General features: G+C 75.1%; 10 protein-coding genes. 5 read left to right on the top strand and 5 right to left on the bottom strand.

Going from position 1 to position 9,088, the window contains the following annotated elements; all coding sequences use genetic code 11:
• Nucleotides 1-263 precede the first annotated feature (263 nt).
• The 3 genes from ACIQVT_RS18945 (at nt 264) to ACIQVT_RS18935 (ending at nt 2,426) form a co-directional block, all read left to right on the top strand.
• Nucleotides 264-857, top strand: a complete 594-nt coding sequence (locus tag ACIQVT_RS18945; protein WP_403754505.1) for a TetR/AcrR family transcriptional regulator — start codon at nt 264-266, stop codon at nt 855-857.
• Nucleotides 858-927: 70 nt separating this feature from the next.
• Nucleotides 928-1,506 carry a DUF4865 family protein gene (locus tag ACIQVT_RS18940; RefSeq protein ID WP_403754502.1) on the top strand — a complete coding sequence of 193 codons (579 nt, stop codon included), beginning with the start codon at nt 928-930 and terminating at the stop codon, nt 1,504-1,506.
• The gene (locus tag ACIQVT_RS18935; protein ID WP_403754499.1) at nt 1,503-2,426 is read left to right on the top strand and encodes a phosphotriesterase; all 924 of its coding nucleotides are present in this window, start codon (nt 1,503-1,505) and stop codon (nt 2,424-2,426) included. Before ACIQVT_RS18940 ends, ACIQVT_RS18935 begins: the two co-directional genes overlap by 4 nt.
• Before the next feature lie 211 nt (nt 2,427-2,637).
• Here ACIQVT_RS18935 and ACIQVT_RS18930 read toward each other — a convergent pair whose 3' ends face one another.
• Nucleotides 2,638-3,885 carry an ROK family protein gene (locus ACIQVT_RS18930; RefSeq protein ID WP_403754497.1) on the bottom strand — a complete coding sequence of 416 codons (1,248 nt, stop codon included), beginning with the start codon at nt 3,883-3,885 and terminating at the stop codon, nt 2,638-2,640.
• Between the two features lie 96 nt (nt 3,886-3,981).
• Nucleotides 3,982-4,650, bottom strand: coding sequence for an alpha-ketoglutarate-dependent dioxygenase AlkB family protein (locus tag ACIQVT_RS18925; RefSeq protein WP_403754495.1), 669 nt, complete (start codon nt 4,648-4,650; stop codon nt 3,982-3,984).
• A gap of 79 nt (nt 4,651-4,729) precedes the next feature.
• Between ACIQVT_RS18925 and ACIQVT_RS18920 the strand changes: the two genes are divergently transcribed.
• Complete coding sequence (locus tag ACIQVT_RS18920; RefSeq protein WP_403754492.1) at nt 4,730-5,863, top strand: methyltransferase; 1,134 nt, start codon at nt 4,730-4,732, stop codon at nt 5,861-5,863.
• Here ACIQVT_RS18920 and ACIQVT_RS18915 read toward each other — a convergent pair.
• Together ACIQVT_RS18915 and ACIQVT_RS18910 are read right to left on the bottom strand one after the other, a co-directional pair.
• A complete protein-coding gene (locus tag ACIQVT_RS18915) occupies nt 5,860-6,726 on the bottom strand; it encodes a ketose-bisphosphate aldolase (protein ID WP_403754489.1) in 867 nt (288 codons plus the stop codon). The two genes, ACIQVT_RS18920 and ACIQVT_RS18915, sit on opposite strands and share 4 nt — an antisense overlap.
• Nucleotides 6,727-6,758: 32 nt before the next feature.
• Nucleotides 6,759-7,640: an SIS domain-containing protein gene (locus ACIQVT_RS18910; RefSeq protein ID WP_403754486.1), complete on the bottom strand. Its 882-nt coding sequence runs from the start codon at nt 7,638-7,640 to the stop codon at nt 6,759-6,761.
• 134 nt (nt 7,641-7,774) lie between these two features.
• Here ACIQVT_RS18910 and ACIQVT_RS18905 point away from each other — a divergent pair, with 134 nt between their 5' ends.
• On the top strand, nt 7,775-8,554 hold the full coding sequence (locus ACIQVT_RS18905; RefSeq protein WP_403754483.1) for a DeoR/GlpR family DNA-binding transcription regulator: 780 nt from the start codon (nt 7,775-7,777) through the stop codon (nt 8,552-8,554).
• 72 nt (nt 8,555-8,626) lie between these two features.
• Here ACIQVT_RS18905 and ACIQVT_RS18900 read toward each other — a convergent pair whose 3' ends face one another.
• Nucleotides 8,627-9,022: a luciferase family protein gene (locus tag ACIQVT_RS18900; protein WP_403754480.1), complete on the bottom strand. Its 396-nt coding sequence runs from the start codon at nt 9,020-9,022 to the stop codon at nt 8,627-8,629.
• Nucleotides 9,023-9,088 lie beyond the last annotated feature (66 nt).

Genomic DNA, 9,088 nt, shown 5'->3' with positions numbered 1-9,088 from the left:
CGTCGGCGGCGTGAGTCCGGTCGGCGCCGCGGAACCCGTCGCCGCCGTGGCCCCCGCGCCGGCCACGGCTCCGGCACCCGGCGTGGAACCCGCCGGCGCGACCGGCTCCCGGGCCCCCGCGCGGACGACCGTGCCCGGCTGACCGGGCGGCGGCCTCACCGCCGGCCCGGCCGGACCCCGCCACGGCAGGTCGCGCCGCACCGTCCTCGGCGGTGCGGCCGGACCGGTGCGTCGGCGCCGGACCGGCTCCTGTAACTACTAGTATGTACAATGGCGGCGTGAGCACCCCGGAACGACTGATCGAATCCACCCGCGAGTTGCTGTGGGAGCGCGGCTACGTGGGCACGAGCCCGAAGGCGATCCTGGAGCGCGCGGAGGCCGGCCAGGGCAGCATGTACCACCACTTCAAGGGCAAGCCGGACCTCGCCCTCGCGGCGATCCGGCGCACCGCCGAGGAGGTACGGGCGACCGCCGAGGCCGTGCTGGACGCGCCGGGTACGCCGTACGAGCGGATCGAGGCGTACCTGCTGCGCGAGCGGGACGTGCTGCGCGGCTGCCCGGTCGGCCGGCTGACCATGGACCCCGACGTGATCGCCAGCGCGGAGCTGCGCGCACCGGTCGACGAGACCATCGCCGCCATCCGCGAGCGGATCGCCGGGATCGTCGAGGAGGGCAAACGCCAGGGGCAGTTCGCACCCGGATTGGACGGCGCGGAGATCGGCGCGGCCGTCGTCGCCACCGTGCAGGGCGGCTATGTGCTCGCCCGCGCGTCCGGCTTCCCGGCCGCCTTCGACGCCGGTGTCCGCGGCCTGCTGTCCCTGCTCGCCCCGGGCGGACCGGCTCCCGCCTCTCCCTGAGCCTCCCGGTGCCGCCCGCCGGACAGGACCGCGCGCCCACCGCCGCCACCAGCCTCGGAAGGACCTCCCCGTGCACGCCATGCAGTACGAGCTGTCCCTGCCCGCCGACTACGACATGGGCGTCGTCCGCGCCCGGGTCGCCCGCGTCGGCCACCTGCTGGACGACTGGGAAGGCCTCGGGGTCAAGGCGTACCTGATACGGGAACGCGGTGTCCACGGTTCGCCGGTGAACCAGTACGCGCCGTTCTACCTCTGGAACACGGTCGACGGCATGAACCGCTTCCTGTGGGGCGGCGCCTTCCAGGGGCTCGTGGACGACTTCGGGCGGCCCTCGGTGCGCCAGTGGGCCGGCCTCGCTCACGCCGAGGGCGCCGGCACAGCGGCCGCGTTCGCCGTACGCCGACGGCAACCGGTGCCGGAGGGCATGGAGTTGGACGAGCTGTCGGAGTACGCGGTCACGGAGACGGAACGGCTGGCGGCCGGGGACGGTGCCGTGCTCGCCGCGGCGGCCGTGGACCCGTCGCGCTGGGAGCTGGTGCACTTCTCCCTCTGGGAGCACGCCGCCGCGAAGGCCGAAGGGGACGTCTTCGAGGTCCTGCGCCTGTCGGCTCCGGGCCGGGCCCGCCTCCCGCGCGGGAGGCAGTGGTGAGATACGTGCGCACGGTCCTCGGTGACGTCCCGGGCGCCGAGCTGGGCGTGTGCGACGCGCACGACCACCTCTTCCTGCGCAGCCCGCGGCTTCCGGGGCGGGAACTGGACGACGTCCGCGCGGCGCGGGCCGAGCTGGAGGCGTTCCGCGCGGCGGGCGGGGCGGCCGTGGTGCAGTGGACGCCCTACGGCATGGGGCGGCGCGCGGCGGACCTGCCGGCGCTGTCCCGGACGACCGGGGTGCGCGTCGTCTGCGCGACGGGTCTGCACCAGGCGGCCCACTACCCGCCGGAGTTGCCGGACCGGCTGCGCGGTCGCGGGCTCGCCGCGCTGTTCGTCTCCGAGTTGACCGAAGGTATCGGCACGACCGGGGTACGCGCCGGCCTGATCAAGGTGGCCGGCGGTTTCCACGCGCTCGACGCGCACGCCCGCTGGACGATGACCGCGGCGGCCGAGGCGCACCACGCCACCGGTGCGCCCATCGCCGTCCACCTGGAGCTGGGCACCGCCGCACTGGACGTACTGGACCTGCTGTGCGGGGAGTTGGGCGTGCCCGGGGAGCGGGTGATCCTGGGCCACCCGAACCGGGCCCCCGATCCGGTGGTGCACCGGCAGGCGGCCGGGTCGGGCTGCTGGCTGGCCTTCGACGGGCCGTCCCACGCCCACCACGCCACCGACTGGCGGATGCCGGAGGCGGTGGGGGCGCTGGCGGAGGCGGGGTTCGGGGACCGGCTGCTGCTCGGCGGGGACACGGTGACCGCCGGGGCGCGCTCGGTCGACGGCGGGCCCGGGATGCCCTATCTGTTGCGCCGGGTGCGCGCGCGGCTGGTGGAGGCGGTGGGCGCGGACCTGGTGAACCGCATGCTCACGGAGCATCCGGCGCGGGCGTTCGCCGCCGACTGGGCACCGGCCCGCGGATAGGACGGGCGGGCCCGGCGGTTGCGGTCCGCGCGGTGCCGACGGTCCTCGTCCAGGCCCTCTCGTTCGGATCGTGCCGGGCTCGGGGGCCCTGGCACCGCGCCTCGCCGCGTCGTCGTCGGTTGCCATGGCTCCGCCATGACGCCCTCCTCCGCCCTGCGATCCACGGCACCGGACCCCGCTCCCTGACCCGGCCCGATCCGAACGAAGGACCCTAGCCGTGCGCGGTCAGCGCGCCCAGCGGGTCGTCCAGGACCGGCTGCCAGGCCAGTTCGGCCGCGCCGACCAGGCTGTTGTGGTCCAGGGTGCACGGCAGGATGGGGACGCCGCCGCTCTGGCCCCACAGGCTGCGGTCGGCGACCACCGCGCGGAGCCGGGCGGGGTCGGCGTCCAGCAGGGTGCGGTGGAGGCCGCCGAGGATGATGCGGTCGGGGTTGAGGATGTTGACGAGGCCGGCGAGACCGAGACCGAGGCGGTCGATGAGGGCTTCGGCGGCCCTGCGGACGGCCCGGTCGTCGTACCGGGTGCGCAGCAGGTCGTTGGCCTGCTGGAGCAGCGACACCTCGGGACCGGGTTCCCGGCCGGCCTCCACCAGCAGGGCCAGCGGGTCGGCCTCCACGTCCAGGCAGCCGCGGCTGCCGCAGTGGCAGGGGCGGCCCTCCGGATTGACGGTGAGGTGGCCGACCTCCAGGGCGAGCCCGGAACTGCCGGTGTGCAGGCGGCCGTCGAGGACGAGCGCGCCGCCGACCCCCCGGTGCCCGGTGGCCACGCACAGCAGGTCCCGCGCGCCCCGGCCGGCGCCGTGCCGGTGCTCGGCGAGCGCGGCCAGGTTGACGTCGTTGGCCGCGAACGCGGGCCCGGTGATGCCGGCGGCGCGTACGCACTCGGCGAAGGTCCGGGTGACGGGGGCGCCGACGGGCCAGGCCAGGTGCAGCGGGTTGAGGGCCAGACCGCCGGGTTCGGCGACGGCGGACGGCACGGCGAGTCCCGCGCCGACGCAGCGCCGCCCGGTCGTGCGCAACAGCTCAGCGCCCGCCTCCACCACGGAGCCGAGCACCTTCGCCGGGTCGGCCTCGACGGTCTCGCAGCCGGGTGCCGTCGCCACGATCCGCCCGCCGAGACCGACCAGGGCGGCCCGGAAGCCGTCGGCGTGGATCTGCGCCGCGAGGGCCACCGGTCCGTCCTCGGCGACCTCCAGCCGGTGCGAGGGGCGGCCCTGGGAGCCGGCCGCCGATCCGGGCCGGGCGTCCACCCGGATCAGGCCGAGCGCCTCCAGCTCGGCGGCCACCGCGCCGGCCGTCGCCCGGGTGACGCCGAGTTCGGCGGTGAGCACGGCCCGGGTGGGGGCCCGCCCGGTGTGCACCAGCTCCAGCGCGGGGCCGAGCGCGCCGCGCCCCCGGTCCAGCCGCGCCCTGGAGGTGGTCCTCTCCCCCGCCGCCCGGGGATCCGCCTTGCCGCTCATAGGGGTGAGTCTCCCATGATCCGCAGTTCGGGTGGCCTGCGCCCGCCGGCCGGGGCCGGTCGTCCCGGCGACGCCTGTCCCCCCCGGGGCCCGGCCTCATCCGGGCGGCGCGCCCGGGAGGCCGCTCACCCGCAGGGTGATGTTGAGCCGGCCGGTGAGGCCCAGCCGGTCCGGTGCCGTGCCCGGCTGGACGCGCGGCACGCCGTGATGGGCGAGCCGGGACGGGCCGCCGAAGACGAACAGGTCGCCGCTGCGCAGCTCGACGTCGGTGTACGGCTTGGCGCGCGTCAGCGTGTTGCCGAACCGGAACAGGCAGCTGTCACCGAGGGACAGCGAGACCACCGGCGCGTCCGCCCGCTCGTCGGCGTCCCGGTGCATGCCCATCCGGGCGTCGCCGTCATAGAAGTTGATCAGTGCGATGTCGTACGGCGTGTCCGGGACGGCGTCCGGGCCGAGGGCGTCGGCCACCGCCCGGCGGCCCAGCTCGCCGAGCCAGTCCGGGAAGGGCTTCACGGGCGTGCCGTCGCCGTCGACGACCGTGCGGGTGTAGGCGTACGGGTACCAGTGCCAGCCGAGGCAGACCTGCCGCGCGGTCATCGTGCCGCCGCCCGGCGTGCGGACCGTGCGCAGCCCGGCCGGGGGCCGCGCCCACTCCCGGCAGGCGGCGAGCAGGTCACGCTGCCGTGTCTCGTCCAGCCAGTCCGGGACGTGCACGGCGCCCGCGGCGACCTCCGTACGCTCCCGGGGAAACAGCTCCGCGTCCATGCGCCCCATACTGCCGCAGCCCCGCTCCACCGGCCCTGAGCTGGGGCTCGGATAGCCTGGACGCACGATGAGCGACCGTATGACGACAGCGTGGGGCGAGGTCGGGCTGACCCGTTTCCCCGAGGATCCCCGCGACCGGCTGCGTGCCTGGGACGCCTCCGACGCGTACCTGCTGCGGCATCTGGCCGAGGCGGAGGTGCCGCTCACGGGCACGGTCGTGGTGGTCGGGGACCGCTGGGGCGCGCTGGTGACGGCGCTGGCCGCGCACCGGCCGGTGCAGGTCACCGACTCGTTCCTGAGCCAGGAGGCGACCCGGGCGAACCTGGCGCGGGCCGGTGCCGAGCCGGGGGCCGTCCGGCTGCTCACCACGCAGGACCCGCCGCCGGAGCGGGTGGACGTGCTGCTGGTGCGGGTGCCGAAGAGCCTGGCGCTCCTCGAGGACCAGTTGTCGCGGCTGGCGCCCGGACTGCACGCGGGTTCCGTCGTCGTCGGCACCGGGATGGTGAAGGAGATCCACACCTCGACCCTGGAGCTGTTCGAGCGGATCGTCGGGCCGACCCGTACCTCGCTGGCGCGGCAGAAGGCGCGGCTGATCCTGAGCACCCCGGACCCGGCGCGGGAGCGGCCCGAGAACCCGTGGCCGTACCGTTACGCCCTGCCGGACGGTGTCGGCGTGGTGTCGGGGCGCACGGTCGTCAACCACGCGGGGGTCTTCTGCGCCGACCGGCTGGACATCGGCACCCGCTTCTTCCTCCAGCACCTGCCCGGGCCGGGCGCGGGCCGGGTGGTGGACCTGGGCTGCGGCAACGGCGTGGTGGGTACGGCGGTCGCGCTGGCCGATCCCGCGGCCGAGGTGCTGTTCCTGGACGAGTCGTTCCAGGCGGTGGCCTCGGCGGAGGCGACGTACCGGGCGAACGGGGTGCCGGGGCACGCCGAGTTCCGGGTGGGTGACGGGCTGGCCGGGGTGGCGCCCGCCAGTGTGGACCTGGTCCTGTGCAATCCGCCGTTCCACTCCCACCAGGCGACCACGGACGCGACGGCGTGGCGGATGTTCACCGGGGCGAAGCGCGCGCTGCGGCCGGGCGGCGAGCTGTATGTGATCGGCAACCGCCACCTCGGCTATCACGTGAAGCTGAAGCGGCTGTTCGGGAACGCCGAACTGGTCGCGAGCGACCCTAAGTTCGTCGTGCTGAGGGCGGTCAGGAAGGGCTAGGGCCGGGGTCCGGGGTCGGTGAGGACGTCGATGATCCGGGTGACCTCGCGGGCCATCGCCTCCCGGCCGACGCCGAGGTACTTGCGGGAGTCGACGGCCTCGGGACGGGCGGTGAGGAACGCGCGGATCGCCCCGGTCATCGCGATGTTGAGGGCGGTGCCGATGTTGACCTTGGCGATTCCGCCGCGGACCGCGGCGACCAGTCCCTCGTCCGGTACGCCGGAGGAGCCGTGCAGGACGAGCGGTACGGTGAGCGCGGCCGCGAGGCGGCCGAGCAGGCCGTGGTCGAGTACGGCGGTGCGGGTGGTCATCGCGTGGGCGCTGCCGACGGCGACGGCGAGCGCGTCGACGCCCGTGCGGGCGACGAAGTCCCGTGCCTGGTCGGGGTCGGTGCGGGCGCCGGGCGCGTGGGCGTCGAGCGCGGGCCGGCCGTCCTTCCCCCCGATCTGCCCCAGCTCGGCCTCGATCCAGAGCCCTCGGTCGTGTGCCCAGGCCGCGGCGGCCCGGGTGGCGGCGAGGTTCCCGGCGTACGCCTGGCGGGCCGCGTCGTACATCACCGAGGAGAACCCGGCGCCGGGTGCCTGCCGCAGCAGCTCGTCGCTCTGTACGTGATCGAGGTGCAACGCGACGGGTACGGCGGCGCGTTCGGCGGCGGCGACGGCGGCACGGGCCAGCGGCAGCAGCCGGCCGTGGCGGAACCTGACGGCGTTCTCGCTGACCTGGAGGACGACCGGGGCGCCGGCGGACTCGGCGCCGGTGATGACGGCCTCGACGTGTTCGAGGGTGATGACGTTGAACGCGGGGACGGCGGACCGGGCCGTGGCGGCGCGGGTGACCAGCTCGCCCGTGGTCGCGAGGGGCACGTGCGTGTCCTTCCGGGACGGGACGGCGGGTTTCAGGGGGCGAGGATCACCGAGCGGGTGAGGTGGCGCGGCCGGTCGGGGTCCAGACCCCGTGCGGCGGCGACGGCCACCGCGAGCCGCTGCACGCGGACGAGTTCGGCGAGCGGGTCGAGTCCGCCCTCGATCCACGAGGCGCCGGTGGCCCGCACCTGCTCGGCCAGTCCGTCGGGTGCCGTCCCGAGCATCCAGGTGGCGGTGGTGTCGCCGCTGACGCTGATCGGGCCGTGCCGGTACTCCATCGCCGGGTAGGACTCGGTCCAGGCGAGGGAGGCCTCGCGCATCTTCAGCGCGGCCTCGTGGGCGAGTCCGACGGTCCAACCCCGCCCGAGGAAGGCGAACTGGGTCCGCCCGGTGAGCCCGTGGGGCAGGTCGGCGGCGAGGGCGGTGCGCGCGTCGGCGACGACGGCGTCGGTGTGCAGTCCGAGGTGGGCGCGCAGGAGCGTGAGCGCGGTGGTGGCGAACCGGGTCTGGACGACGGAGCGTTCGTCGGCGAAGTCGAGCACCACGAGGTCGTCGGCGGCCGACACGACCGGCGTGTCCGGGTCGGCGGTGAGGGCGGTGGTGCGGGTCCGTCCGTGGGACTCCCGCAGCACGTCGAGCACTTCGGTGGTGGTGCCGGAGCGGGTGAGGGCGAGGATCCGGTCGTACGGCCGCCGGGAGGGGAACTCGGAGGCGGCGAACGCGTCGGTCTCCCCCTGCCCCGCGCCCTCCCGCAGGGCGGCGACGGCCTGGGCCATGAAGTAGGAGGTGCCGCAGCCGACGACGGCGACCCGTTCGCCCGGCTCCGGCAGCGCGCCCCGGTGGCGTTCCGCCAGGTCCGCCGCCCGGGTCCAGCACTCCGGCTGGCTGTTCAGCTCGTTCTCGACATGGGTCATGCCCACACCCTCCCCTAGCTGATTGTTCCTGCAAGATATAGCGACCTTTCGATCACAATCAAGCATTCGGGCGGGATGTGGGGTGCGTTAGGGTCGCCGGGAGGCCGAAGACGGCCGGGGAACGGAGGCTGCGGATGTCCCGGGACGCCCGCTGGAAGGCGCTGCTGGAACTGCTCGTCGAGCGCGGCCGGCTGGAGGTCGAGGAGGCGGCGGCCGAACTGGCGGTGTCGGCGGCCACGATCCGCCGCGACCTCGACCAGCTCGCCGAGCAGCAGATGCTGGTGCGCACCCGCGGCGGGGCGGTGGTGCACGGGGTGTCCTACGAACTGCCCCTGCGCTACAAGACCGCGCGCCGTGCCTCGGAGAAGCAACGGATCGCCAAGGCGGTGGCCGAACTCGTGGCGCCGGGCGAGGCGGTGGGACTGACCGGCGGCACGACGACCACGGAGGTGGCCCGCGCGCTGGCCGTGCGCGGTGACCTGGGCACCGGCTCACCGGCGCTGACCGTCGTCACCAACGCGCTGAACATCGCCAACGAACTCGCCGTACGGCCCCAGTTCAAGATCGTGGTGACCGGCGGGGTGGCACGCGCCCAGTCGTACGAGCTCATCGGCCCGCTGGCGGACGGGGTGCTCGGTCAGATCACGCTGGACGTGGCGGTACTGGGGGTCGTCGGCTTCGACGTCACGCACGGCGCGGCGGCGCACGACGAGGCGGAGGCCGCGATCAACCGGCTGCTGTGCGAGCGCGCCGAGCGGGTGGTGGTCGCCGCGGACTCCAGCAAGCTGGGGCGCCGGGCGTTCGCCCGGATCTGCGGCACGGAGCTGGTGAACACCCTGGTGACGGACGCGGCGGTGGCGCCGGAGACGGTACGGCGGTTCGAGGAGGCGGGTGTTCGGGTGCTGACGGCGTGAGACCGGCGCCCGGCGTCGAGCGGGGCCGGGCCGGACCACCGGCGACTTCGGCCGCCCTGCGCGGAGTTCGTGTCAGAAGACGCCGAGGTCGGCCGTCACGAACCCGGCTCCCCGCTGGTCGTTGCAGCCCACCAGCGGCCGGTCGGCCGGGTCGGGCCAGGTCAGCTGGGCCTGGAGGGCCAGGCTCACCAGGGTCAGCAGCAGGTCGACGTCGCTGGCGGCGTCGAGCCGCAGGGTCACCCACTGCGAACCGGGCACGATCCTGATCGCCCCCGAGCCCCTGAGGCCGTCGGCGAACCGCCGTACGGCCCGGTCGGTGAGTCGGAGGTCGACATCCCGCTCGGAGTGGAAGTGGGCGATCTCGCCCCGCGTCGAGCACACGGCGCGCCCGACGCCGCAGCTCGGGAGGGCCGGTCTCAGGTCCGGCCAGGTCTCCAGTTGCGCGAGCGCGCGGAAGGCCAACGTCATGGGCCCATCATGACGCGCTCACCCACCCGCAACCAGGTCGTGCGCACGCATTAACCCACCTGTAGC

This window comes from Streptomyces sp. NPDC100445 (assembly GCF_044759735.1).
Taxonomy (GTDB): domain Bacteria; phylum Actinomycetota; class Actinomycetes; order Streptomycetales; family Streptomycetaceae; genus Streptomyces.
The sequence above is the reverse complement of the archived record's forward strand: the minus strand, read 5'-3'. Positions and strand labels throughout refer to the sequence as shown.